19 protein-coding genes are annotated in these 26,459 nt (G+C 34.4%); 6 read left to right on the plus strand and 13 right to left on the minus strand.

The window, feature by feature from the left end; all coding sequences use genetic code 11:
* Nucleotides 1–4: 4 nt before the first annotated feature.
* Together EQG68_RS04730 and EQG68_RS04735 are read right to left on the minus strand one after the other, a co-directional pair.
* Nucleotides 5–3,481 (minus strand): RHS repeat domain-containing protein, encoded by a 3,477-nt coding sequence (locus tag EQG68_RS04730; RefSeq protein WP_129463637.1) that lies wholly within the window; start codon nucleotides 3,479–3,481, stop codon nucleotides 5–7.
* Between the two features lie 13 nt (nucleotides 3,482–3,494).
* Nucleotides 3,495–5,090 (minus strand): T9SS type A sorting domain-containing protein, encoded by a 1,596-nt coding sequence (locus tag EQG68_RS04735; protein WP_129463638.1) that lies wholly within the window; start codon nucleotides 5,088–5,090, stop codon nucleotides 3,495–3,497.
* Between the two features lie 654 nt (nucleotides 5,091–5,744).
* On the opposite strand from EQG68_RS04735, the gene EQG68_RS04740 reads away from it, so the two are divergent.
* Nucleotides 5,745–6,254, plus strand: a complete 510-nt coding sequence (locus EQG68_RS04740) for a helix-turn-helix domain-containing protein (protein WP_129463639.1) — start codon at nucleotides 5,745–5,747, stop codon at nucleotides 6,252–6,254.
* Nucleotides 6,255–6,387: 133 nt separating this feature from the next.
* Nucleotides 6,388–6,795, plus strand: a complete 408-nt coding sequence (locus EQG68_RS04745) for a hypothetical protein (RefSeq protein ID WP_129463640.1) — start codon at nucleotides 6,388–6,390, stop codon at nucleotides 6,793–6,795.
* 55 nt (nucleotides 6,796–6,850) lie between these two features.
* On the opposite strand, the gene EQG68_RS04750 is transcribed toward EQG68_RS04745, so the two are convergent.
* The 4 genes from EQG68_RS04750 to EQG68_RS04765 all read right to left on the minus strand — a co-directional run bounded on the left by EQG68_RS04750 (nucleotide 6,851) and on the right by EQG68_RS04765 (nucleotide 13,436).
* On the minus strand, nucleotides 6,851–8,551 hold the full coding sequence (locus tag EQG68_RS04750; RefSeq protein WP_129463641.1) for a DUF6035 family protein: 1,701 nt from the start codon (nucleotides 8,549–8,551) through the stop codon (nucleotides 6,851–6,853).
* Between the two features lie 155 nt (nucleotides 8,552–8,706).
* A complete protein-coding gene (locus EQG68_RS04755) occupies nucleotides 8,707–10,290 on the minus strand; it encodes an amidase (RefSeq protein WP_129463642.1) in 1,584 nt (527 codons plus the stop codon).
* Nucleotides 10,291–10,324: 34 nt separating this feature from the next.
* Complete coding sequence (gene dinB / locus EQG68_RS04760; protein ID WP_129463643.1) at nucleotides 10,325–11,404, minus strand: DNA polymerase IV; 1,080 nt, start codon at nucleotides 11,402–11,404, stop codon at nucleotides 10,325–10,327.
* On the minus strand, nucleotides 11,382–13,436 hold the full coding sequence (locus EQG68_RS04765; protein WP_246011644.1) for a site-specific recombinase: 2,055 nt from the start codon (nucleotides 13,434–13,436) through the stop codon (nucleotides 11,382–11,384). The genes dinB and EQG68_RS04765 overlap by 23 nt, the downstream gene beginning before the upstream one ends.
* Before the next feature lie 83 nt (nucleotides 13,437–13,519).
* Between EQG68_RS04765 and EQG68_RS04770 the strand changes: the two genes are divergently transcribed.
* From EQG68_RS04770 to EQG68_RS04780, 3 genes are all read left to right on the plus strand, one after another.
* Nucleotides 13,520–13,996 carry a CYTH domain-containing protein gene (locus tag EQG68_RS04770; RefSeq protein WP_129463644.1) on the plus strand — a complete coding sequence of 159 codons (477 nt, stop codon included), beginning with the start codon at nucleotides 13,520–13,522 and terminating at the stop codon, nucleotides 13,994–13,996.
* 80 nt (nucleotides 13,997–14,076) lie between these two features.
* Nucleotides 14,077–14,472 carry a gliding motility lipoprotein GldH gene (locus tag EQG68_RS04775; protein ID WP_164975387.1) on the plus strand — a complete coding sequence of 132 codons (396 nt, stop codon included), beginning with the start codon at nucleotides 14,077–14,079 and terminating at the stop codon, nucleotides 14,470–14,472.
* On the plus strand, nucleotides 14,469–14,921 hold the full coding sequence (locus EQG68_RS04780) for a YciI family protein (RefSeq protein ID WP_129463646.1): 453 nt from the start codon (nucleotides 14,469–14,471) through the stop codon (nucleotides 14,919–14,921). Before EQG68_RS04775 ends, EQG68_RS04780 begins: the two co-directional genes overlap by 4 nt.
* Before the next feature lie 2 nt (nucleotides 14,922–14,923).
* On the opposite strand, the gene EQG68_RS04785 is transcribed toward EQG68_RS04780, so the two are convergent.
* The 7 genes from EQG68_RS04785 to EQG68_RS04815 all read right to left on the minus strand — a co-directional run bounded on the left by EQG68_RS04785 (nucleotide 14,924) and on the right by EQG68_RS04815 (nucleotide 24,228).
* Nucleotides 14,924–15,430, minus strand: a complete 507-nt coding sequence (locus tag EQG68_RS04785) for a septal ring lytic transglycosylase RlpA family protein (RefSeq protein ID WP_129463647.1) — start codon at nucleotides 15,428–15,430, stop codon at nucleotides 14,924–14,926.
* Between the two features lie 83 nt (nucleotides 15,431–15,513).
* On the minus strand, nucleotides 15,514–15,945 hold the full coding sequence (locus tag EQG68_RS04790; RefSeq protein ID WP_129463648.1) for a hypothetical protein: 432 nt from the start codon (nucleotides 15,943–15,945) through the stop codon (nucleotides 15,514–15,516).
* Between the two features lie 99 nt (nucleotides 15,946–16,044).
* Nucleotides 16,045–19,350, minus strand: a complete 3,306-nt coding sequence (locus EQG68_RS04795) for a TonB-dependent receptor (protein WP_129463649.1) — start codon at nucleotides 19,348–19,350, stop codon at nucleotides 16,045–16,047.
* A gap of 248 nt (nucleotides 19,351–19,598) precedes the next feature.
* A complete protein-coding gene (gene pgi / locus EQG68_RS04800) occupies nucleotides 19,599–21,242 on the minus strand; it encodes a glucose-6-phosphate isomerase (protein WP_129463650.1) in 1,644 nt (547 codons plus the stop codon).
* Between the two features lies 1 nt (nucleotide 21,243).
* Entirely contained in the window at nucleotides 21,244–22,482 is a 1,239-nt protein-coding gene (locus tag EQG68_RS04805) for a M23 family metallopeptidase (protein WP_164975388.1), read from the minus strand.
* A 19-nt stretch (nucleotides 22,483–22,501) separates the two neighbouring features.
* The gene (locus tag EQG68_RS04810) at nucleotides 22,502–23,437 is read right to left on the minus strand and encodes a tryptophan 2,3-dioxygenase family protein (protein ID WP_129463651.1); all 936 of its coding nucleotides are present in this window, start codon (nucleotides 23,435–23,437) and stop codon (nucleotides 22,502–22,504) included.
* On the minus strand, nucleotides 23,437–24,228 hold the full coding sequence (locus tag EQG68_RS04815) for a DUF3108 domain-containing protein (protein ID WP_129463652.1): 792 nt from the start codon (nucleotides 24,226–24,228) through the stop codon (nucleotides 23,437–23,439). The genes EQG68_RS04810 and EQG68_RS04815 overlap by 1 nt, the downstream gene beginning before the upstream one ends.
* Nucleotides 24,229–24,587: 359 nt before the next feature.
* Here EQG68_RS04815 and EQG68_RS04820 point away from each other — a divergent pair, with 359 nt between their 5' ends.
* Nucleotides 24,588–26,039, plus strand: coding sequence for a T9SS type A sorting domain-containing protein (locus EQG68_RS04820; protein WP_164975389.1), 1,452 nt, complete (start codon nucleotides 24,588–24,590; stop codon nucleotides 26,037–26,039).
* Nucleotides 26,040–26,459 lie beyond the last annotated feature (420 nt).

The raw sequence follows: 26,459 nt of genomic DNA on the forward strand, positions 1-26,459 counted from the left end.
CGTATTAATTTTGAGTTCTGTAATGGTATTCGTTTTCACTTAGTATATTACCTTCCATGTCGGTTACTTTATTAAGACGATTGAATTCATCGTAATGATAGGTCATGGTGTATCCTTTTGGGTCTGTCATGGTTTTGACACCAACAAGAGGTATGTAAGTGTAGGTAGAAATCTGTGCATTAACTAATGCACTGGAATTTCGTAAAGCATTTAATGCAGTGATTAAACCAGTTTCTGTTGAAGCACTTTGAACGGCATTTATAAGATTTGACGGTATACTACTAAAACTGATATTTTCGATTTTTGCAACGGGTAACGATTTGGCATAACCCCAAATATAAACTACCGAGGTTCCGTTTTCTTGTTGCATCTCTCTTGGTTTAGCACCCAAAGGGTCTATATTTATATATCTTACTCTATTTTCAAGTGGGCTTAAACTTCCTTTATTTGCTTGAATAATCTCCGGCATTAATACTTTTTGTCCCAAAGCGTTATTGCCCCAATCTTTAAATTGAGTGGCAAGAGTAGCGGTTTTAACACCGTTTAGAAAGGTCTCTCTAAGTAATGGTGAATTAAATTGATGATTGGTATTTAATTGATTAATAACGGTTTGATTAAAAAGACTATTGCCAATTAAATCGTGAGTATAATAATATTTTGTTTCAATGGTTTCACTTCCGTTATTTAAAATATTTATCTTTTTTAACGGTAAAAAATGATGTGGAGTTCCAATTGGAGTTCCATTTTCGGAAAGATTGTGATAAAGTGTTTTTGTTACATTTTGAATTGTGCTTACTGATCCACTTTCATAAAAGTAGTCTGTCTCGATTTGTTCTCTAACCCCCAAATTTGTTCCTGAAATAATATCATAAATCTCTTTTTCATTTAAATCTGCTTGCGATTCCGAAAAATAGGATTGATGAAGATTAAGCCCTCTGGTTGTTTTTGGATAATTAGAAGGCAAAGTAGCTACCGAATAATAGTTTGTTTGAGTAGATTGTATCACATTAAAAAGACCATCTAAGCTTAAATCAGTTATGTCTCCCGGTGATTTTTTTATAAATAGCCTTTGAAGGGTTGGTCTTCCTGATGTCCAATTATGATAAATTGGTGAACCCGGATAACTTGATGTTGCCGTATCACCTGTAAAACTTTCCTCTTTAATGATTTCTTTATCCTCAACTTGTCTAACCTCTCTCACACAAAAATATCCTAAGTTATTTGCATCAGAGCTTATGGCATTATTGCTAGAACTGGAACTAATGACTTCTGATAATTGCGGTGGATTATCCAAACTACCTTCACTTTTACTAAAACTTCTAAAAACGGGTACTCCCACAACCCACCCTGAGGGTGAATTATCATTGTTTTGATAAACATATTTTCTTGTTATGGTTGCATTTTCATCTAACTCATAAGCTGGGGCATTCGGGTCTGTTTGATTTAGTATATATCCCGATTTATAATCTTTTATTTCTTTAATTCTTAATCCGCCAATAAATTTTTTACCGGGGTATTTGTTTTCTTTCCATTGGGCAACCACTTCAATATAAGCATTACTAATATCTAAATTGTTTGATTTAATTTCAATCTCCAACGTATATTGACCGGGTTGAATGAATAATTTACCATTGTATCCTATGGGTAAACCGTTAGGATGTGTGAGATTAGGTTGTCCTAAAACTCTGTTTTTTATGTGTAAAACAATATCACAGCCTAGTATTGGTAGGTTAATATTTGGTTCTACAGGGTCTGTTTGCGTATTGTCACAAAGTGTACTTGAGGTTGTAAAAGTGAAATAATTATCATAGGATATTTCATCTGAAACATCAAAATTGGTTCTAAAATATCTTCTTCCGGTTTGCGAATCGGTTATCATAGTGCCATTAGAGTTTACAATTTCAGTTCTTTGTAAACTAGGCTCATAGATCATGTCTATTCCAAATCCTATATTGGTGGGATTTCGTTCATTATTTTCATACGTAAACTCAGTAAAACCCCCTTCAGGATAATTAATCCGTTTTAAAATACAGGCTTGGGTATAATTAATATCAATCTCTCTATTGCCTTTATTCACAAGTGATTTAGTTAAATTTCCAGCAAAAACGCTTGAAAAAGTTGTTGGGATAAGGGTTGTGTTTGACTTTCCATTATAATATCCCCAATAATCCTGAGACTTTGAAAATCTGTGAGGTAAAATTACATCAGTATTGTATTCAAAAGAATATTTTATTTTATCGGAAGAAAAAAGTTGGTTTCCATAGAATTCAATTTCTTTTAAATAGAGCCTCTTATTAATTTCATCGGGATTATAATTACCTAAACACATTGAATTGAATTGAGAAGTTGGGCTTTCAAAATAATCGTAAATTAATTTTGTTCTTTGAACTAAAGTTGAAGTAGTTGTGTCTTCTAATTTTGAATAAACAAATATTTCTTCTAATGCTTTATCATACGATAAATCTAAACGTTCACCCTGTGTGACAAACTCTACATACCCGTTTTTAAAACTAATTTTTTTTAAACGATAATTTGTTCCTGAGGACAAATTTATTGTAAAGCTGTTGTTTACTGAAACACTATTATTGGATATACTCGTAGATTCACCTGAAGGAATACAATTATTAGTATAAGAGTAAGCTTCATATTCAAATTCAATTAACTCCCCTGAATTGGTTTCAATTTTACTTAAACGCCAAGATGTATTGTGTGGAATACTATTTTCTAAATGTCCAACTGTTGGGATAGGTAAAGATCCACTAGTATCCCCATAATAACTGAAAGAACTACTTAAAAAATCTCCACATTGTGAATTAAAAAAATATTTTGTCCCATCGGGTGTTGTTATTTTCCAATAATCAAACATGCCACTGGGATTTAAAGTATAATCAATCTTAATATCAGAAATAGGGAACTGTATTAACTCTCCATAAGGTTTTTGAGTACTTCTATTTTGATTAAAATAAAAACTACCCTTGTAATCTAAAAAATTAAATTGAAAATTATCTGGCTCATAATCTTGATGTCCTCTTTTTGCGTTTTGTTCCAATACTCTTCTGCCTGAATAGGTTGCTGTATTTTCCCATTCTACGATAGTTCTAGCTGTATGAATATACCCAGCTGGTGCATCATCCGGTAACTGTCTGGTTTGCCTGTAAATTGTACCTCCCGCATTCAAACTCCATCCAAGTCCGACCCAAGTTGCTATTTCTTCAACTCTATGTCCTCCGGCATGATAACTTAATGAGATTGGAAGTTCTATATTACCCGTTTTAACGGTGTAGATTGGGATACTAACATTTGGTACGCCTGTATACATGTTTACTGGAACTTCTTTATATTTTGCTAATGCGGCAACTTCCGGTGCAAGTGGTGCATGATTAGGAACACTAATTTCTTCAGGTGTTATTTGGGAATAAACACAGCTACTGTTTATCACTATCCAAGATATGATGAGTATTTTTTTTACGATTGATTTCATATGGCTTATTTGTTTAATTTTTATTTCCTTTAATCACCTTCACCCCATCCTTCTGCACGTTTGTTTTTATCTCAATCACATATATCCCTTCGGGTAGTCCGCCCAAATCCACCGGAATGGTGCGTTCCTTGGCAATGTCAAAAGTTTGTAACTGTCGTCCGGCTATATCAAATACAGAACAAGTACCTTTTTCATAGTCATAGCCAATGATTACATTGGTGTACTGTGCCGTTGGGTTTGGAAAGGCCTCGATGGCCAGTTTATCTTCTTTGCGTTTGTCTTTGTCTTTAAGTTTTACCACCCAAAAATCTTGACTGCCGATAGCCGATTTTTTGTCGCGAGAAGTTTTTCCGTTTGATGTTCCTGTGAGTAAGTAACCTCCATCACGAGTAATTATAACTTTTCGCATGATTTCTTCACCAGTACTGCCAACGGTTCTTTTAAAAATTTCTTCTCCGTTTTCTTTTACTTTAATAAATGCATAATCATTAATGTCTTCCTTATCTGTTTTTTTTGCTCCGATTACTTCACTTTTGGCAAAGCCTGCAATAAGCAGTGTTTTATCATCGTTTTCCACTATTGATGTTAGAACATCTGATTTGCCAAAATGATAGGTTTCTTGCCAGATTTCTTCACCTTCTTTATCTAATTTTATAACCCAAAAATCAGTTCCATTTCTATTACTTTTACGCTTGCTTTCAGATACACCTGAATTGGAGTTACCACCCAAAATAAAATCACCATCTCGGGTTTGTACAAGTGTAGCTAATTGATCGTCCTTGTCTCCACCAAGTGTTTTCTGCCATTCAAGGTTACCTGATTTGTCCAGTTTTAAAACCCAGTAATCACCAATGCCGAAGTTACGGTTGGTTTTGTCACCTGATTCGGGTGAGTTTGAATAACCACCAACAATGTAACCGCCGTCATGCGTTTGTTCGATACTCTTTAAAAAATCATTGTAAATTCCACCAAAGGTTTGTTGCCAATCAATTTCTCCTTTTTTATCTAATTTAATAATCCAATAATCCATTGCTCCTCGGCTGTTTGTTTCTTTGTCACCCGTTTTTTCGGAGGACGATGATGCTCCAATGATATAACCACCATCTGCTGTTTGACGAATGCTGTGTGCCATTTCTTGAGATGAGCCACCAATGGTTTTTTGCCATTCTTCTGTTCCTTTAGCATCCAACTTTATTACCCAAATATCTTCATGTCCTCGGCTGTCTTCTTTCTTTCCTTCGCCTTTAGGGGAATTGGATGTTCCGACCAAAATAAAACCGCCATCATTGGTAAGTTCAACCCTTTGCAAAAAGTCTGAACCGGTTCCTCCAAAACTTTTTTGCCATTCCAAATCACCATGTTCATTCATTTTCCAAAGCCAATAATCCAAGTCACCTTGATTAGCATCGGTTTTCTTACCGGTTTTACCAGATAATGAGCTTCCCGCTAATAAAAATCCATAATCTGCCGTTGGAACAGCATCAAACAAATAATCAGCGTGTTTACCGCCAATAGATTTTTCCCATAAAATGTCTTGGGAAAACAGCTGCACACTGCATAAGCAAAACAAAAAAGCAATGAGGCTGTAAAAAGAAGTGTAATGTTTCATATAAGTGAAGGGAATTGGTGAATCTTTAGTTTTGATATTGTTATTGATATTGCCATTTATATTGCTATTGTCATTGTCATTGTTTCTGCAATGTAAAGAACGTTAGCAAGACCATTTTACAGATTTTCTGTAAAAATTGTTAAAATTGATAGTGTTTAAAGGTACAAAAGGGAGTAAACTATGCGTAAAGAGAATATTTTCTTTTTGTAAAATTTTTTACTTACAATCAACTGATTACAAGTTTAGAGTAAAAATAAACACCAAACAATACCCACTTTTAGTGATTTTTTTTCTCTCACTAGAAATGGTGATATTTTGTTTAATGTTTTTTTATTTTTGCTAAACTTTTGTGTTATGCATGGAGTAGTTTTGATAAAAATTTGCAATAATAAATGATGAAAACTATTTTAGCTATACAAATGTTATAAACGTTATGTATAAAGTTATAAGCAGTATTATTCATTTGTTTTGCTTTAAATATTATTTTACTTTAGTATATTTATAATCTAAAACCAACTCAACAAGCGTAGCAAAAATTTCATTTATAAAAAAATGCGTCAACAATTGACGCATTTTTTTCATTCTTAAAATTTTGCTACAAAAAGTGTAGCGTAAAATTATTTTTTGCAAATTTGCTACAAACTTACTTTCAAAATGAAAAAGCAACTAACCATTAGAGAACAATTGGGTTTAAAGCAAGAAGAATTGGCACAATTGCTTCAAGTGACACGAAGTCAACTATCATTGTATGAAATTGGTAAACGCAAACTACCCACTCATGCCACTGAAAAATTAGCAAATCTATTGTCTTTAGCACAAAATGAAACTACTGATTTTGAACTTGAAGCTAAAAACGAACAAATAAATCAAAGTTTTTTACAACGACTTTTAGTAAAAAATCAACACCAACAACTATTGGTTGAAAAGAAACTAGTGGCCATGCAAAAAAAAGAATATGCTACTAAGGCGTCTAATAAAATAGTAAACCACTTGAAAGAACAAGCCAAAACAAAAAAAGAAATCAAATTAATCGAATCGCTTACCCTAAAAAAGCAAGATGAAAAAAATGCAGAGGGTTTAGTTCAACTACAAATTAAAATAGAAGTATTGGCTTTTGAAGAAAAATTGCTCAAAAAACGTTTAGAAATAGCGGTCAAAACGTAATCTATTTTGAGTTTAGTATACTTTTAAAATAAGATTAACGCTACACGTTAATATTTTGGTAAACTTCTGATTTGTAACACTTTTACGGCACATTACTTGCGTTTATGTAATTGTAATTTTAAATGAATTAATTATGTATTCAGTAAGTAATTTAACAACAGTTGCCGATTGCGATGTGTTGTTGGGCATTGCCCAAAAGGAAAAATCTGATTTAAACTTTAAAAAGTTATCAGAAGAACGACTTGTGACCAACTACAGCAATACCGCTGTAGAGATTGATGCCATCCTGCAAGGTGTAAATGCTGAAATAGCTGCCGTTGACACCGTTATTGCGATTTTGCCGGAAGGCCCCACCAAAGAGGCCGAAGAAAAACGCAAAGTACGGTTAGAATACCGTAAATTCTTGTTGGAAAACCGAAAAGAAAGTTACGGTGCGGTGGCTCTGCTTGAAAAAGAATTAGACCTTGAACGCGTAAACAAACAACTTGCCGAAGTTGATGTGTTTATCGCGGAAGTTACAACCCATAGGGATACGTTGTAGAATTAGATTAATTGTTATGACCGCCTTGATGGGCGGTTTTTTTTATTTTAGAATATTATAGTTTTAAATCTTTAAAAATGTGATTTATTAATCCATTAAATTCTGTATTTTTTGAAATGTTACTTTTTTCAAATTCATTTACTTTATTTCTAAAACTACCTTTCAAATCTTCGTTTTTAAAGAATAATTCAATTCCGTAATAAGTTTTTATTGCTTTTAAAATTATAAATGCAAAACTATAATTTTTTTCGTTCTTTGGATTAAAAAAATAATTTGCGAGTTGTATTAAACTATAACTATATCCAATTACTTTTTTTTCTTTAAATGATAAAATTGCAATTAATAATCTTTCAATTTTTGGTAATTGCTGTTTATAAACTGAATTATGCCTAATTTTTGCGTTTATTGTAATAATTGATAGGTAATAAAGGATTGATACTCTAGCAGGTTCTTTATAGAGCTTTAATTCAGTGTTATATTCGTCATTAAGGAATGTAATATCATTTTTATTTGGTTCATATCCATTTTTAAATAACTCATCTATTCTTGAATCAATTTCATGTAATTTTGATTTAAATATTATTTGCATTGGACTCAATACACTGTAATTTTTTTCTAATCTTTCAAAAAAGAGTGCATTCTTGTTTTTAAAATTATTTTGTTCAGCAGCTATTTCATTTTGTCTTTGAGTCTTATATTTTTCTAGCTCTTGCTGTCTTTCTATTTCCTCTAAATGCTTTTTTTCTTGTTCGGCTTTGATTTTTCTTTGTTTCTCCTCCCAATCTTTTATCTCTTTTAATCTTAATTTTTCTTCTTCTTCCTTAAAAAGTTTTTCTTCATTTTTACGAACTGCTATTTTCTTTTCAATAATGTTCGTAATCTCATTTTCAGCTTTATTTACATCAAAATAATATACCTTATAATGTTCTTCATCAAAAAGTAGTTCACTTATACAAACATATTTGCTTTGCCATTCATAAACAATCTTTTCCTCTTTTTCAATTGGTTGTTGATATTGGCATAATAAGAATAAATCATTGTTTAAGCTTGATAATCTGATAGCTTCATCATCTAATACAAAAGCATTTCTGTTATTAGAATAAAAAATGTCCTTTTGAGTAAATCGTTGCTTATCTGCTTCAATTTCAAATTTTTTGAATATCCAGAATATAAAAGATTGATTTTCTTTGTAAAAATGCTGTCTTTCACAAATAACGTCTAAAAAAGTAGTTGCAAGTTGAATTTCAAAAGCTAGTTTCTTATCATTGAAAATTGATGTTACATCAGGCTTTTTCCATCTTAAATAATCCCTTTCACTTTTAATTACCATTTCTTTTTTAGCAAATGAAACTTCGCCTTTAGTTTCTTTATTCAAACACAAAAAATTATAAATTAATTCTTTGGTTTCAATATGCAATGCACCCTCTTGTTGTCCATTAAACTTTCCTCTTAATATGTCTTCTCGTGATAATTTGGTGTCTGTTTTAATAGGACAATCTTTGCTATCTTTAAGATGCTTAAAATATTTTATCTTTCCATTTATTCCTTTCCCTCCGCTTATTTGAACCATTTGTCCGCAAACTTCACAAACAAGAAAAGGCTCTCTCTTTTTCTTATATGCATCTTGACATTTTTCTCTGAATGGAAAAACAATATGGTCATCTAATTCTAAGAAGGTATTAGCATATATAATTTTACCTGTATCAAGATTTAATACAGAATCTATAGTTCTAATATTTTGACTTTCATTAATCAATTTTTTCTTCTTTTCTAGTATTGATTATTTAATTTTTCCTTTTGATTTATTTAATTCTTGTCTAGTACTACTAAATTCCGGCATGTTGTTAAATAAAAGCATTCATAAAACCTATATATCATCAATCTTTTTTTATTACTTTACTAATCCAAAAATCAATTCCCTTTTAATTGCGGTGCTATTCGGTGTTTGGTATTTTGTTCAAATGAGTAACCTAAATTTAAAAGTAATGCTTCGCTCCACGCTCTACCAATGAAAGAAATTCCTATCGGCAAACCATCAACATAGCCCATTGGAACGGTTAAGTTAGGATATCCGGCATGAGCTGCCGGACCGGAAGTGCCAAAAACAAATTGATCTCCTTTTTCCCAATCCGTCAACCAAGCAGGTGTTCCGGTTGGTGCAACAATGGCATCCAATTGATTGGCGTTCATTACTTTATCAATGCCGTTCGTTTGCGAATTTGCCAACATACCCGCCAAAGCTGTTTTATATTCTTCACTGTTTAAATCCGTTTTCTGTTGAGCTAATTCCAATAACAATTGATTAAATTGCTTTAACCCTTCCACATCTTTTTTATTAAACGCAATTAAATCTTCCAAGGTTTTGATAGGTGCGTTAGGTCCCAACGATTTGAAATAGTCATTTAATCCTTGTTTAAACTCATATAAAAGCACTGTAAACGACTGTCCGTTGGTAATTTCAGGACTAATTTCCGGCACCTCAACAAGGGTAGCACCTTGAGCTTCTATCGCAGCAACCGCTTTTTGAAACAACGCATCTACTGGAGTGGATTTCCCTTTTACTCCGGTAAAAACGCCAATTCGTTTACCTTTTAAACTTTCTTTGTCTAATGAGCCGGCATAATCTGTTTGACGATACTTTTCACTGGCCGCAGTTTTTGAATCGTCCGGATCAATACCGGTGAGCCAACCTAAAATAATGGCTGCATCTTTTACAGAACGTGCCATTGGTCCTGCGGTATCTTGTGTAAATGAAATCGGGATAATTCCTGTTCTACTGATTAATCCCACCGTTGGTTTTAAACCCACAATGCCATTGGCATGAGACGGACAAACGATTGATCCATTGGTTTCGGTACCGATGGCAAACACTGCTAAATTAGCCGCTACTGCCACTGCCGAACCGGAACTGGAGCCACACGGATTTCTTTCGCCATCATACGCATTTTTGGTTTGACCTCCCAACCCGCTCCAACCACTTGAGGAAGGATGAGACCTAAAATTGGCCCATTCGCTTAGGTTTGTTTTGCCAATAATAACGGCTCCGGCAGCCCTCAGTTTTTTTACGATAAAACTATCCTCCAAGGGAAAAGAATTCGCCAACGCCCTTGAACCGGCGGTGGTTGGCATTTTATCATGGGTATTTATATTATCTTTTAATAAAACCGGAACGCCATGCAAAGGCCCTCGCCACTTTCCTTGTTTTAATTCTAAATCCAATGCTTTTGCAATGGAAATAGCGTCAGGATTAATAGTAAGAACCGCATTGAGTTGAGAACCATTTTTGTCAATTGCCTCAATTCTATCCAAATAAGCTTTTGTAATCTCCTCTATGGTATATTGCTTTTTTTGATAGCCTTCTTGTAAAGCAGAAATATCTATTGCATCGGTAATGATTACATTTTCGTTAGTCTGGGCTTGAAATTGAAATGATAAAAAACAGGCTAAAACAACCAAGTATTTAATGCTGAAAAAAGAATTTAAATTAATTTTCATGTGTGCTATTTTTTATAAAAATAATAAAAAAGCTTTAAAACTCAAACCGCAACTGCACCACCACCGTTTTCTTTACTTCCGTATTTAAATTATTTAACGAAATACCCAATAAACGAACGGATTCTTTCAGCTTTTCTTGATACAATAATTCCTTGGCGGTTTCTAATAGCAAGGCTTTATCCGAAATAAAATAAGGCAAGGTTTTGCTTCGGGTTTGTTGTGAAAAATCAGAATATTTTATTTTTAATGTAACTGTTTTTCCGGCGATTTTGTGTTTTTGTAAACGTCGTTCAAGTTCTTTGGCGATGCTTTCCAAACGTTCTTCCATGAATACTTCAGAAGATAAATTTTCATTAAATGTTCGTTCGGCTCCTACCGATTTTGAAATGCGGTTCGGTTTAACCGGACTGTTGTGAATGCCCCGAACAATGAAATAATAATGTGTTCCGCTTTTCCCGAAATGTTGTTCTAAAAATTCCAAACTTCGGTTTTTTAAATCTTTCCCGGTATAAATACCCAATTGATACATGCGTTCGGCAGTGACTTTCCCGATCCCGTAAAATTTTCGAATGTCTAAGGCTTCTAAAAAAGGCTCAACTTCGTCGGGATTCACTGTTTTTTGCCCATTGGGTTTATTATAATCGGAAGCTACTTTTGCCACAAATTTATTAATCGAAATTCCGGCTGAAGCAGTCAAACCGGTTTCTTCAAAAATGCGTTTTCGGATTTCTTGAGCCAATAAAGTGGCACTCGGATTTCCTTTTTTATTTTGGGTTACATCCAAATAGGCTTCGTCTAGTGAAAGAGGTTCAACCAAGTCGGTATATTCAAAAAAAATCTTTCGGATTATTTTTGAAATTTCGGTGTAACGTTCAAAACGAGGACGAACAAAAACCAATTCAGGACATAATTTTTTGGCTTGCACACCACTCATGGCACTGCGAACACCAAATTTTCTTGCTTCATAACTGGCAGCAGAAATCACACCACGAATTTCGCTTCCGCCCACAGCCAATGGTTTTCCTATCAATTCAGGAAAATCCTTTTGCTCCACAGAGGCATAAAAAGCATCCATGTCAATGTGAATGATTTTACGAAGTTTTATCTCCTCCATCAGTAATTTTAACGTTGGTTCCTATTGGAAAAAAGAATGAAAGTGGCCTACGTTTAAAGTGTTGCCATATCGAAACGTTAATATTTCGCAACTCTGAAAAAGGAATATCTCTGGAACGAAAAGCCAAGCCCAGTGACAAACTGAAACTGACAATAAAGTTAACCAATCCGATAATCCCAACTCCCAAAATTCCCCAAAAAAGCATCCCATACTCCAAAGAATAATTTGAGCCGTAAAGTCCTAACGCAAGGTTTCCGCTGGAAAAAGTAATGTGCCGTATGTCTAAATTTAATCCGAAAAACATACCCACCGAAGCAGTTGATCCCATAAAAATCCCAAACCAAAAATTGGACGTAATACCGGCCCATTTATGCTCATACCAATGAGCAATTTTTTCAGCTTTTACTTTTCCAAAACTGCGTTTCAAAAAAGGATTTTCTTTAATCCGTTGATAGATTTCGTAATGTTTATCCCGATTGGCTACACTGCCTGATATAATTCCCGATAAAAACAAAAAGCAACCGGCAATTGCCGCATGAAAAATGGCCATGGAGTGAATTGGACTCAAATTGGTTACCATAGTTTTCCATTTGGTTGCTGTAATATTATAATCAAACGCTAAATCTATCAACCAAATTCCGAGTAATGAAACCGGAAATGCCATGATTACATTCCCAACAAAAGCAATAAACTGCGAACGAAAAACACGGGCAAAAAATACTGCAAAAGCTTGATGTTTTATCGTGGAACTATCGCTTTTCATTCCTTCTTCCAAAACCTTAATCAACGCCGCTGCAGTCATTGCCGGTTGTTTAGTGGCTAAGGTAAATCCTAAAAGATAAATTGAAATAAACCCAATGGAGTAATTCATGCTATACAAAAAGGCATACCCAAAATCACTAGTATCTACTTTAGATAGTAATACTTTGAGGATACACAAAACGCCAACAATTAATCCGCCGCCCATTGCTGTGTTTAACATTTTAAAATATTCCCCTCGGGATTGAGTGATGTATTTCTCTCCTGTTTTTGCCGTATGTTGCGTTACTTCATAGGATAATAATTGAATACTCTCTTTGATAAATGTGCGGAGATTATTTCGAGTGCAATTATATTTAACAAGCTTGTACGCCAAACGAATTGTATGCCGTTTTTTATCCATTTCTTCATTGATAGTAAGCAATGGTAACAGAATTTTTAATCGCGAGAGTTGCTGACGAATTCGGAGCAAACTTTGATTAACATGAATTGTAATCCCGTATTTTGATGAATTTTGAAAGGCTTTATCCACATATTCCTCACACTGTTTGAGCAACACCTCCAATTGTTTATAGGATAAATTGTCAGAAGTAATGGTTTGATTGGTGGTTGTGGTGACCAGTTCTTTTTGAATGGTTTGCAATTCTTTTTCGAACGCCGCGAACGGACTTTCATAATGAAAGTATTCGGGCACCATTTTCAGCACATCAGTTTCCAAAGCACGTCCGCTTATACGTTGAGCTATTAACAATATTGACATCATAAGTTCTGAAAACACTGAATTTTGATCGTCTGAATCATAAATTGTGGGTAATGTCAACAAATCAAAAAGGGTTTCAACTTGTCCTTGTGGAATTTTTTGCACCCAAAGTGGATCCGTATCGTTATAAAAAACTTGATTCAGTATATATTCCAATGTATCGGACTCGTGTTGATACGGTAAGAATTTTGCAACTACTCTTTTCTTTAACTCGAAAAAAAAGTCAGCATCTTGTAAAATGGCAGCATCCGTAACTATTTTATTGATTTTTTTTCCGGAAAATAATGATTTCAGATAAGTAGAAAAGGAATTTTTAACAGCCTGATGCTCTTGCAAAAAAACAATTAAATCGGCAATATCAAGAGGCGGAAGATTGTGCAATTTCTTCGGGCGAAATGCAGCAACAATATCCACTAAAACTTCATAAGAATCTGTTTTTTCTTGCCAACGGTTATTTTCATCAAAATAGAAGTTGACTTTTTCAACGACAGATTCACGCTCCTTTTTTGCCAAAAATAAGCCCATTTTACAATTTGTTTTTACTATACGAATGTATTGAATTATCTTTACCATACAATATAATGAAAATTAATTTTATGATAGAAATCGAACGAAAATTTTTAGTGCTTTCAGAAGCGTTTAAAAAGGAGGCTTTTTGTCAGAATAGAATAGTACAAGGCTATGTAAGTTCGGTTCCGGAACGCACTGTTCGTGTTCGAGTGAAAGGCGAAAAAGGGTATTTAACCATTAAAGGAAAAGGAAACGATTCCGGCATGAGCCGACTGGAATGGGAAAAAGAAATTCCTCTTAACGAAGCTGAAATGCTGCTGTCATTATGCGAAAAAGGTGTTATTGATAAAATTCGATACGAAATAAAAAAAGGTAATCATGTGTTTGAAGTAGATGTTTTTCAAGGGGAGAATGAAGGATTGATTATTGCCGAAATTGAATTGAATTCAGAATCTGAAACCTTTGAAAAACCCAATTGGTTGGGAGAAGAAGTAACCAACGATGAGCGTTATTACAATGCTTATTTAAGTAAAAACCCTTTTAAAGAATGGAAAATAAAATAATTATGAAATTACACAAACCTCTTGTCTTACTTGCTTTTTTCTTGCTATTCTCCTGCGATAAATTAGCCGTTTACCAAAAAATGGATACTAAATTTGAAAATAATCGTTGGTTAAAAACCGATAGTAAAATACATTCGATTAATATTGAAGAAGAGTCTTCTTATACTTTATTCTTTGATTTTAGCCATGTTTATGATTTTCAATTTTCTGAAATTCCAATTCAATTCAGAATTGAATCCCCCGACGGAACCTTGAGGGTAGAAAAAATTAAACTTGCCATAAAAGATGAAAACGGCAAGGACAAAGGGGAGTGCATGGGTGACGTTTGTGATCTTCGTCAGGCTGTTTTTAAAGATAGATTACTAAAAAAAGGAAACTATTCCATCAGTATCTCGCATCTATTTAACGGAGAATACCTACCGAATGTCATTGGAATTGGATTGCGAATGGAAAGAACTAAAAAAATAAAACCATGAAAAAAAATGTCTTTTTATTGTTATTATTTGTAATCATTGCGTGTAACAGTGCTAAAACAGTTACAATTAGTAATGGCCCCAATCAAAAAATAACAAAAAAAACAAACCATGAAACTTTTTCCTATCAACAAGGAGACACCACTTATGTAATGCAAAAGTATTTTTTGGTTTTGTTGAAAAAAGGAAAAAACAGAAACCATTCCAAAGAAGAAGCTGCTGAACTTCAACAAAAACACATGGCACACATCGCTTGGTTGGATAAAACCGGTAAAATCAGTTTGGCCGGACCATCTGAAAACCATGAAACGATAGCCGGTTTTTTACTTTTTAATACCGAAACAATTAAAGAAGCGGATAGTTTAGCCCACTTAGACCCAGCCGTAAAAGCCGGTCGTTTGGAAGTAGAAGCACTTCCGTGGTGGGCCGCTAAAGGTAGTACGTTAAAATAAAACTAATCAAGTTTCAAACTATCTTTCACTTCTTCCACAATTTCAATGGTTACTTTCATTGTCCCATAGCCATGATGCCTGGCAATATCACGAAAAGCTCTTTTGCTCAAATCGATTTCTCTGCCTTTTGTAAATGGGCCTCTGTCGTTGATGGTAACCATAACCGATTTGTCATTGGCCTCATTAGTCACACGAACTTTGGTGCCAAAAGGCAGTTTTTTATGAGCAGCAGTATACTTTTGATTGTCAAAAATTTGACCGCTTGCCGTTTTTCTACCGGTGAATTTATCGTGATAGTAAGAAGCATGGGCCCCTTTTTTGTAAAGCTTAAAACGATAATTAGCTTCCGTTTTTATGCTATCGTTTAAGATACTGTCTTTTTTTATAGTATCATTGAGAATCAACCGTTCAAAACTAGGTCTTTCAAATCGTTTTGTTTTAAATGAAAAACTACTAAAAAAAAGTAAAGACAAAATGCCCAACACGAGAAGTTCAGTTTTGTGTTTCATAAGCCAACTATTTAGTGACTGTTTCATTTAACAAATACTATTCCAACAATAAAAAAAACCACGTCAATCCGTGGTTTACCTTCTTAAGCGAACCATGTTTTCCATGGAAGGCGGCTTAATATAAGGACTAAACCAATAGCATAAAAGAAAAATATCTTTCTGAATTTGAGTTCTTGTGCCACTTTTTTGTGTTTAGACCATCCTATTGTAATTAGAGCAATAGCAATAATATTAATGAGTGGATGCTCTAACATGGTCAAACGCAATTCGGAATTTTTCATGGCTCCTTCAATTTCAAATGCTTTTAATCCTTTTTGAGAAACAAAATAGACGGCTAAACCCAAAAGTAATTGCACGTGCGTAAATATTAATGCAAAAAGCGAAATGCGTAAGTCTTTTGATTCAAAAGATTTTTTAGACGTATAGCCTATTAAGGCGTTTACAACGGCAATAAAAAGCACAATAAGAGCCAAATAAGCCCACCAAGAATGAAGTTTTTGTAAAAGTTCGTACATAGCGTTGATTTTTTTGAATAACAAATATAATCAAAAAAAGAAAAACCTCCGATTAAATTAACCGAAGGCTTTTCCTCAAAACAAATAAAAAAATTTCTGTTAGTTGAAGGTATATCTAACTCCAATTTGCATTTGCCATCTTGATGAATTTAAACCTTGATCGTCAATCTGATTTAATGATTGTTCAACTGCCGGATTATAACGGAATGTTGGTGTTGTACCATCGGCTAAAAAGCCAACCTGATTGAGCAATTGCACTTGGTCAAAAGTGGCAAAATAACGTTTACCCCAATCTTTATTTAAAAGGTTTGTAAAGTTAAAAATGTCGGCGGTTAACTCAAAGGTGTGTTTTTTATTTTTGATGTTTAAAATAAACTCTTGAGCAAATTTTAAATCTATCACATGACTCCATTTTAATCGGTCTCCATTTCGTTCTGCATAATTTCCTCTTCTACTTTTGAGGTATTCGTTTCCTTCTATAAATGCATTCAAAGCATCCCATTGTTGTTGAGGGTCTAAACCGGTAGAAGGGTCGGCTACCAAAACAATATCCGATTGACTGGCAGGCACATAAATCAGAGCCGAGTTTGAAAAGGTATCACTTAAAAGTCTTCCGTTATCATTATAAACATAACTAATTGGTGTTCCTTCTGCTCCTTCGTAAAACAAACCAATTCTGGTTTTTAAGTATTTGTTCCATTTGTAAGTTAAGAATGAATTTGCTAAAACTCGATGACCTTGATCAAAATCAGAACGAGCAACACCTCCAATCGCATTTGAACCGTTTACAGTCTCAATATTATTCCATTGAGAACTATTTTGGGACGATGTTGCATCAAACAATGTCGTTGATTCTCCATAAGAATACGTAGCTTGCACACTTGCATCAATTTTATCAGATATAAAATTTCTCGTTAACGTAAATGCTGCATTCCAAGATTTTCCTTCACTAGTATTCGAAGCTAAATAAATCCCTTGATACGTATTATCAATTCTATTGTTCGCATTATAGCGGGGTCGAGTATCTCCTCCTGTTAGGTTTGTAGCCGGTTCTCTCAAATTAATATTTTCATACGTAATTGCACTAATATTATCATTGTATGTAAAATCAGTTGTCAATCGAATCCCAAAAGGTAATTTTTGGTCAATTGCCAAATTGGCTTTAAAGACTTGAGGTAATTTAAAATCCTTCGCAAACAAATCTACAACACCGGAAAATTGACCGGGAGCACCTGGATTTCCTTGAGCAGGAGCAATAGTAGACGGTAATGTTGCAATTTGAGAAGATACGCTGGTATTTGGATTAAAGTTCGGCATATTCGGATTTGTGGCACCGTTGATGTCAACAGTTCCTTGTGTTACCCCATTATTATTGTAAGCTCCACCAGGCCAAACCAATGGAAGTCTAGACGTGAAAATTCCTAAACCACCTCTAATTTGCGTCTGTTTTTTCCCATTCACATCATAATTAAAACCTAAACGAGGTGAAATATGTGCTCTAGAATCAATTCGATTGCCAACTTTGGCTCCTTTTAAATCTTTCCCGGCTGCTTCCAAAAGTGGAATTGTTCTGTTATTGAAGTCCTCATTTACAATATAGTCATCCCAAACCGGTACATCTACTCTAAGTCCGAAAGAAAATCTAAAATTGTCTGTTATTCGCATTTCATTTTGAATATACCCTCCCAACTGCATCACATCAAATTCTGCAGCTCCTTGCGAATCATCTCCATCTCCTCCCACTAATGAATAACCAATTCTAAATCGGTTTGGTTTATTATTATCTAAGAAATCTTGTAAGGTACTATAACGATAATAACCATAATTTCTTCCGAAGAACACGTTCTTTGAAGAACTAAATTCATTATGAGTTCCTATCGTTATAGTGTTGATTCCGGTTTGTATTTCTACATTATCCGTAACTGTAAAAATCTTTTGCTCTAATAAATTAGCCGTAGAAAAAGGCTCTGAACCGACAAAAATAGTTCCTAAACCATCTCTAATTTCTAAATATGGGAAAGGATCTCCAAGTGCATTGCGATCATCTTTCACGCTCGTATAACCTAAAACTAAGCTGTTTGAAACTTTGTCACTGAATCGTGAACTCAATTCAATCGATGATGAGTTTGTGGTGGACGTAAATTCTTGAGCTCCATTATAAAAATTGATTGAATTGTTTGAAGATCTAAAGGGTGAAATATTTACCGCTTTCACTAAACTATGACGAACAGCCAATTTATGATTGTCGTTAATATTCCAGTCAATTTTAGCAATAAATTTATCACTCACTAAAGAGCTTTTTGTATTAGCATATTCGCCTGGATTGTATCCATATTCTGAAATTAAATAATTGCTTAACTCATCAATTCTTGTGGCAGCTAAACCGGGCACTATATCCGGACTATTTCCTTGTAAAGCAATGTTTCCAACATAATTGTTTATCTCAAAAGGTTGTGGCGTTTCATTGTCTTGACGTTCGTAATTAATAAAATAGAACAATTTGTCTTTTTTTATCGCTCCTGCGGCTCTTACTCCAATAGTTGTAGCATCAAATTCAGCTAATTTACTTCTGTTTGTAGAACTAATTGCATTCGGCGTCATCCCGGCCAAATTTTGATTTCTATTTAAATAATAAGCAGAACCTTCAAAATTATTTGTCCCTGATCGAGTAATAGCACTAATTGACCCTCCGGCAAATCCCGAAATTTTCACATCAAAAGGAGCTACTTGTACTTGAAATTGCTCAATCGCATCTACAGAAATTGGACTTACCCCCGTTTGTCCTCCATTTGTTCCGTTGGCTGCCAAACCAAAAACATCGTTGTTTACTGCTCCGTCAATGTAAATAGCATTAAAACGATTGTTTTGTCCACTTATCGAAATCACATCGTCTCCTCGTAACTGAGCTTGTGGAGTTAAACGAGCAAAGTCAGTAATATTCCTTGACAATGTGGGTAAATTTTGAATTCTCTTAGAATCAATAATGGTTTGGGCTCCCGTTTTTTTGGAATTAAAGTCAGCGTCTTTTGTACCCGTAAGCACTACTTCCTCCAAAGCACTAACTTCGCTTTCCAAATCAATGTTGATCAACCTAGAATCCCCTAATTGCAAGTAAATATTTTGTCCCTTGAATGGCTTATATCCTACATACGTTACATCGAGAATATAAGGACCTCCTACTCTCATATTAGAGATTCGGTAAGCCCCTTTTTCATCGGTTGTAGCTGTGTAACGTGTTCCGGAAGGTTCGTGTGTTACGATGATTGTTGCTCCCGGTAACGACTCATCTCCTTTTTCAGACACTTTCCCCAAGATGGATGCTGTAGTATTTCCTTGGGCATGCCCCTTTACCATAAAGACAGACATGAAACAAATAATTAAAAATAAATGTAAATTTTTTTTCATGGTTTTCGATTTAATTTGACCGCAAAATTCAGCCATTGGAAAACCTCAATCGTTATGAAAATGTTAAGGAAATCAACTTTATAATTTTATAATCTTATCTACACAAAAAAGAAACAATAGAAAGAAAATGTACTTTTTTAATCATCATTTGGAAATCATAATTTGATTAAAAAATAACATTTGATTTTAAAAGGCACAAAAAAACCACGAAGGAGAATTCTTCGTGGTTACAATTATTAATTAAAAAATTATTTCTTGTCCAAAAAATACTTTAGTAAAAAGTGAGTAGAACCATCGTGTTCTTTAATGTTTCCTGTATGAATTTCATCTAAAATGGAATTGGCCAATTGTTTTCCTAATTCAACCCCCCATTGGTCGTAGCTGAAAATATTCCATATTACTCCTTGCACAAATATTTTGTGTTCGTATAAAGCAATCAATTCACCCAAACTTTCCGGAGTTAATTGATTGATTAAAAGTGTGTTGGTTGGTCTATTCCCTGAAAATATTTTAAACGGTAATAAAAATTCTGCTTTTTCACCGGATATGCCTTGTTTTTCAAATTCTGCCAACACCTGTTCCGCCGATTTCCCATTTAACAATGCTTCAGTTTGAGCAAAAAAGTTAGACATCAATTTGTCATGATGATCTTGATTGCCATGAAGCGATTTAACATAGCCTATAAAATCAGTCGGAATCAATTTGGTTCCTTGGTGAATTAATTGGAAAAAAGCGTGTTGTGAATTCGTTCCCGGTTCGCCCCAAATAATGGTTCCGGTTTGATAATTGACCGGATTTCCGTCGCGGTCGATGCTTTTACCGTTGCTTTCCATAATTCCTTGTTGCAGGTAGGGGGCCAATTTTTGCAAATATTGAGTGTACGGAATCAACGCTTCGCTTTCTGCACCAAAGAAATTGTTATACCAAACACTTAACAAAGCCAAAACAACCGGAATATTTTTATCAAAAGGAGTTGTTTTAAAATGCTCATCCATGTTGTTCGCTCCTTTTAATAATTTGTCAAAATGATCAAAACCAACGGCCAAACTAATGGATAATCCAACAGCACTCCACAACGAAAATCGTCCGCCAACCCAATCCCACATCGGGAAAATATTGTCCGGGTGGATTCCGAATTCAGTTACTCGCTGAATATTGGTGGAAACAGCCACAAAATGTTTCGCAACGTCTTCTTGCTTGGCTGATTGCAAAAACCAATTTCGAATGGTTTCTGAATTGGATAGGGTTTCTTGTGTAGTAAATGTTTTAGAAACAATGACAAATAAAGTAGTTTCCGGATTTAATTTTTTAATAACTTCATTCACGTGATCTCCATCAACGTTGGAAACAAAATGAACAGTTAAGTGATTTTTATAAAACTGAAGTGCCTCCACTACCATCGCCGGACCTAAATCGGAGCCACCAATACCAATGTTTACAATATCAGTAAATTGTTTTCCGGTAAATCCTTTTCTGTTTCCGTTGACAACTTCGTCGGTAAAATTTTTAATTTTATTTTTAACCGAATAAACTTCCGGCATCACATTTTGACCATCCACCAAAACTTTTGAATCAGACGGAGCACGTAAAGCCGTGTGTAAAACCGCCCTATTTTCAGTTTGATTAATGGTATCTCCGGCAAAATATTTTTGAATGGCATCTTCCAAATTCACTTCTTTGGCCAAATCCAAAAGATGACTCATCGTTTCCTGAGTGACAATATTTTTGGAATAATCTACTAAAAAATCATTCCATTGGATATGTAAATTGGACGCACGATTTGGATCTTTTTCAAAAAGTTCTTGCATGGAGACATATTGCATGTCTTCAAAATGTTTTCGCAAACTTTGCCAAGCTGCTGTTCCGGAAGGGTTTGTATTTTCTAAAGCCATTTTATTTTAATTTAAGTGTCGCGATACTGTCTAATTCTTTCTTTAATGGAGCAATGTAGGCTAAATAGTTTGCTTTGTGCTTTGCATTCATGGGTTCGGTATTCGGAAGTTTTTGCGAGAGCGGATCAACTTGTACCCCATTTTTCCAAAAACGATAACAAACATGCGGTCCTGTGGCTAAACCGGTACTTCCTACTTTTCCAATTACTTCTCCTTGTGCCACATGTTGCCCTTGTCGAACTAAAATTTTAGACATGTGTAGGTATTGAGTGGAATACGTTCCATTGTGTTTTACTTTGACATAATTTCCATTCCCTGCTGTATATCCTGTGCGTTCAACAATACCGGAAGCGGTGGTTTTAATTGGCGTTCCGTGTGGAGCGGCATAATCGGTTCCTTTATGAGCTTTCCATGTCATTTGAACCGGATGAAATCGTTTGGGTGAAAAACGGGAAGAAATTCGGAAGAAGTCCAACGGAGCTTTTAAAAACATGGTTTTCAATCCTTTACCTTCTTCGTCATAGTAATCTACTTTTCTGGAAAGACTGTCCAATTTGTATGGAAAAGCATAAATTCTCTTTCCTTTATGTTCAAAAAATGAGCTTTCTAATCGGTCTACTCCGGCATAAATACTATCGTTAATGTATTTTTCATAAAACGTAACGGCAAATTTATCTTCTTTTTGAATTTTAAAAAAGTCGATGGAATATTCATAAATCTTGGCTAAATTATTCGCCACACCGGCATCCACGCCATTTTTATTCAAAGTTTCAGATAAAGAACCATGAATTGCCGTGGCAATGGTTCTTCTTCGGATGGTGATTGGTTTTTGTTTGTTGTATGCCTTTACAATCGTATCTCGAAAATCGACTACGCTGTAATTGATATTATCTTTTTGATAAATAAAAACCTGAAGTTGATTGGGCTTTTCTTTTGATTTTAATAATGTAATCGGCTTTCCAACACGAATATCCCGCATCTTAAAACTGTCTTTCACTTGTTCGGTTACCTCATGTACTTTGAAATTTCCGATGTTGTGATTTTCTAATAATTTACCGAATGTATCGCCGCTTTTAATCGTGTCTTGAACAACCAAATAATCGTTTAAAGTGAATCCGAATTCAACGACTATTGGTATTTTGGGTTTTGTATCTTCTTCTATAATGACTTTATCAACCTTTTTTTCGCACGAAAACAAGCTCAGTGCAAATAAAACAGCTAGTATTTTGTTGAATTTCAATTTGTAACTTTTAATCTAATTAAACACTTTCTTTTTCTCCCCAAGTTGCCAATTCTTCCTCCGACCATAATTCCGGGAAGAAAATTCTTCGTTGGTATTTAGGAAGCATGTATTTTTTCCAATCGCTTCCGCCGGTTGCTTCACCACTGCCATGACCACTCTCGATGTATTTTTTGGCCGCATTAAAATGCCCCATTACCCAGGTAATGTTAACGGTGTAATCATAATGTCGCATGGCTTTAACCAACGCTTCATTTTTTTGATCCTCTTCCGGCAATTGTTTGAACTTTTGCCAAAGATTAATCGTGTTGTATTCTTCCATGAAGGCCAAAAATTCTTTCTTGTATTTTCTTTCGAATTCTAAAATTAAATAGGACTTTTCGCCTGTTTGATAATCTTTCCCGGCGGCTTGCCAATACAAATGTTCCAGGGCATGTTCATAGGGTGTGTTGCGATCGATTGAACTTCTAAAACGATAATCAATCAAATTGATTAAGTCGGTTGAAGCAAATTCTATCAATCGGTATTGAGCACTTTGAAAACCGCTGGCAGGTGTTAATGTATTGCGGAATTTCATGTATTGTTCTACTTCCATTCCGTCTTTCATGATGGTAAAAGAAGTGGTCAGCATATCGAAATAACGACTGATTCGCATTAATTTTTCAGTAAAAAAAGCTGTTTCGGGCTTTTCAGAATGACAGACTTGCTCGATTTCCCAAAGTATCATTTTGAATAACAATTCATTCACTTGGTGATACATCACAAAAACCATCTCATCCGGCAAGGTTGTTCGTTGTATCTGCAAGTTCAAAAGTGCATCCGTTTGAATATAATCCCAATAAGTGATGGGCTTCGCCCACAAAAGTCCTTCTAAGTGTGTTTCCGTTTTTTGGTTAATTCCTTGAAACTTTTCTTCCAACTTTTCAAGAATATCATCGTGTGCGGTAGTATTCATTACGGTTTTGCTTTAACGGTAAATGTATGTTTTAATCCTTTAAATTTTTCCAAATCAGCTTTGATCGATCCCACGGCTAATTCGGCCTTAATTCGCAGGGGTAATTTGTTGTCATCGTCTGAAATCCAAACAGTTAAGCTTTCTTGTTCTTTAAAAACACGTCCGGCTTGCACATAAGGCCTGAAAATCATGGCAGGAACGACACCAAATTTAGTTTTTAAATCTTCACGACCAATAAATTTCAGTTTAAATTTTGTAGTTTCTTCATCAAAAAACATATCGATGTCGATGGACTCTCCTACTTTTAGTTTATCAACAGCAGGGTGATTTCTCAAATAATAAAATGTCGATAAAATATCTTGTGTTTTATCCGGTACTTGGAATGTTTTTTCTGTCTTCCGTTTATAGTCTTTTACCAAAACCGTATTGTTGCTTTGGTTGAAGAAACCTTCTTGGTTTTTGGTGTAACCGCCCTCGTCTATTTTTCGAACAAATTGATAGGGTTTACCGGTTTGTTTATCAAAATAACTTTGGTAATCATCTTCTACTTTAAAGAAAAATTTAGTCATTCCGGTGGTGTAGCCACGCCCTTTAGCATGAAAAACTTTTTTATTGTTTCTAATGGCTTCATGCACACTCAATTCTGCCATTCCGGCATTAATCAAGCCGTAGTGAATGCGGAACTGAAACCATTCACCCACATCAAAAGCATCTTCTTTTATAGGATAACTCGTCTGAGAATCAAAACTGGCAGTTGATATAAACAGGAAGAGAAGCAGTACTTTTTTCATAAAACGTTGTCTTTTTTCAGAAGCCGTTGCAATTTCTGTTCCAAATGTACTAAATCTAAAAAAGACCTCAAAAAAAGGGAGGATTTTAATGTTTTTTTAGGATAATTGATTACTTCTTTATTCTAAAAGTAGGGTAATTGTCTCAACAATTGTTAAAATAAAAAGTACGATGTGACATTTGTCACTGTTTTGCTAAAGTAGATACAATAACTTTGAACCTTTATTAACTAATTATTCATTCAAATAATACCATTATGAGATATTTATACTTATTTATGATATGCCTCTTTTTTCAATTTTCCATTAGTCAAAATCTACTTTGGGAAAACGTCTATCCTAACCCCCTTGTTTTGGGAAAAATGATAGCGGTAGACTCTGAGGATAAAATTATTTCTGTTGGAAATGGGTTCAACCAAACCGGATATGCCAATTATATTTATACTCAAAAAATGGATTCCGAAGGGAACTTAATTTGGAAAGATTCTGTTTCAACTACATTGCCAAACAATTCACATCGAGCCACTTGGACGGGAACAGATAGTAATAACAACATTATTGTAGTGGGTTATCAATTTACTTTATCACTCCAAAATGAAAATCCAAATGCTATAAAAGTTTTGAAATATTCTCCAACAGGTGAATTACTGTATAATGTATCTATTCCGGGAACATTTAATTCGGGAGATATAATGGGAATTCGCAAGCGAAACTTAGGAGCAATTGATGAGTTGGATAATTTGTATATTGGAACAGCCGGTATCACCAATACATTATCACAAGCCGGATTTGTTTTATTGAAACTTAGTAGTGGCGGAGAATTATTGTGGGAAAGAGTTAAGAGCTTTGGCAACGTTCACGGGATTCATGGTATGAATTATAAAAACGGCAAAATTGTTTTAGTAGGAAATACGATGATTTCAGGTTATAACAATCAATACGCTGTTTGGAATGCAGATGGTGATTTGATTTGGTCCGGAAACAGTCAAAACAATAACCAAACTTGGGCTACAGATGTTTTACTAGACAATTCCGGGAACACCTTTTCTCTTACGCAAACGTATGTAGGCTCCGATCCATCCATTGAATTAACAAAATATGACACAAATGGCAATGTTGTATTTTCTCAAACATACGATATACAAGTGGCCGCTACTTCGGGAAGATTAAAAGTACTGAGTACCGGCGAATTAATTATTTCCGGAACAAATTGGTCTACCAGCGGAGAAAACAAACTATATGTAGCAAAAGTATCTCCAATAGATGGCTCAATTTTATATCAAAACGAACAGCTTTTATCACAAAGTAACAACTGGGTTTATGATATGATTGTTTCTGTAAATGACAATTATTATATCATAGGTAATTCAAATAACAATGGTGGTGCTCCCTCGGCAACATTCATCTATGCTTATTCGGCTCAAAATGGTTTTGAATGGTCCACTTCATACAATATTCAAGGCACGGAACCGATGGCAATTGTTTTAGATTCTCAAGAAAAAATTTATACCGTTATCCAAAATAAATTTACCGTCGTTAAATTTGGAAATTCGTTGAGTGAAAACTTAAGCCTGACACAAAACAATAAACGCTTCACAATTTATCCGAACCCTACTAATGATTTTTTGAATTTTCAGTTAGAAGACGGTAATACAAATTCAATAAGATTGATTGACATAAACGGAAGAGAAATTTATCGTGGTGAAATTATCAATAATCAATTGGATGTTTCAAACCTTACAACAGGTCTTTATTTTGGTATAATTGACTCACCTAACTTTGAAAGTTTTACATTTAAATTTGTGAAAAAATAATAAAAATTGTTTGTTGAATACTCAGCGTAGAGGGAACTCTGATGAATTGATCTGTTGTAAAAACAAATTGACTCATTTCCAAATTGAATCATTGACACATTACCCAAAACACAAAGCCCAACTGTTTCCAATTGGGCTGTATGCTAATTAACTAACCAAAAAAACTATAAATTATGAAAATTTACATTACTCAAAAAAAGGTAACCACTCCTCCTTTTTTGCGAGTGCAAAGGTAATGGGTTGGTTACTAAATTGTTAGTTATTTTTTGACTTTAACACATATTCAGCAAAAAACACATTGAAAGAAGGTGTAAAATTTCACTATTCGCAATTTTAAGACTGTTTTATTAATTTTAATTTACAAAAAACTTCTTGTTCCCGTTATAAAATAAAAATCCGCTAAGTTTCACGATGATTTTA

Source organism: Flavobacterium piscinae, from assembly GCF_004122145.1.
GTDB lineage: Bacteria > Bacteroidota > Bacteroidia > Flavobacteriales > Flavobacteriaceae > Flavobacterium > Flavobacterium piscinae.

Coding starts and splice junctions, on each gene's coding strand:
- EQG68_RS04730 (WP_129463637.1), bottom strand. CDS start 3,481: ATGAAATCAATCGTAAAAAAAATACTCATCATATCTTGGATAGTGATA.
- EQG68_RS04735 (WP_129463638.1), bottom strand. CDS start 5,090: ATGAAACATTACACTTCTTTTTACAGCCTCATTGCTTTTTTGTTTTGC.
- EQG68_RS04740 (WP_129463639.1), top strand. CDS start 5,745: ATGAAAAAGCAACTAACCATTAGAGAACAATTGGGTTTAAAGCAAGAA.
- EQG68_RS04745 (WP_129463640.1), top strand. CDS start 6,388: ATGTATTCAGTAAGTAATTTAACAACAGTTGCCGATTGCGATGTGTTG.
- EQG68_RS04755 (WP_129463642.1), bottom strand. CDS start 10,290: ATGAAAATTAATTTAAATTCTTTTTTCAGCATTAAATACTTGGTTGTT.
- dinB (WP_129463643.1), bottom strand. CDS start 11,404: ATGGAGGAGATAAAACTTCGTAAAATCATTCACATTGACATGGATGCT.
- EQG68_RS04770 (WP_129463644.1), top strand. CDS start 13,520: ATGATAGAAATCGAACGAAAATTTTTAGTGCTTTCAGAAGCGTTTAAA.
- EQG68_RS04775 (WP_164975387.1), top strand. CDS start 14,077: ATGGATACTAAATTTGAAAATAATCGTTGGTTAAAAACCGATAGTAAA.
- EQG68_RS04780 (WP_129463646.1), top strand. CDS start 14,469: ATGAAAAAAAATGTCTTTTTATTGTTATTATTTGTAATCATTGCGTGT.
- EQG68_RS04785 (WP_129463647.1), bottom strand. CDS start 15,430: ATGAAACACAAAACTGAACTTCTCGTGTTGGGCATTTTGTCTTTACTT.
- EQG68_RS04790 (WP_129463648.1), bottom strand. CDS start 15,945: ATGTACGAACTTTTACAAAAACTTCATTCTTGGTGGGCTTATTTGGCT.
- EQG68_RS04795 (WP_129463649.1), bottom strand. CDS start 19,350: ATGAAAAAAAATTTACATTTATTTTTAATTATTTGTTTCATGTCTGTC.
- pgi (WP_129463650.1), bottom strand. CDS start 21,242: ATGGCTTTAGAAAATACAAACCCTTCCGGAACAGCAGCTTGGCAAAGT.
- EQG68_RS04810 (WP_129463651.1), bottom strand. CDS start 23,437: ATGAATACTACCGCACACGATGATATTCTTGAAAAGTTGGAAGAAAAG.
- EQG68_RS04815 (WP_129463652.1), bottom strand. CDS start 24,228: ATGAAAAAAGTACTGCTTCTCTTCCTGTTTATATCAACTGCCAGTTTT.
- EQG68_RS04820 (WP_164975389.1), top strand. CDS start 24,588: ATGATAGCGGTAGACTCTGAGGATAAAATTATTTCTGTTGGAAATGGG.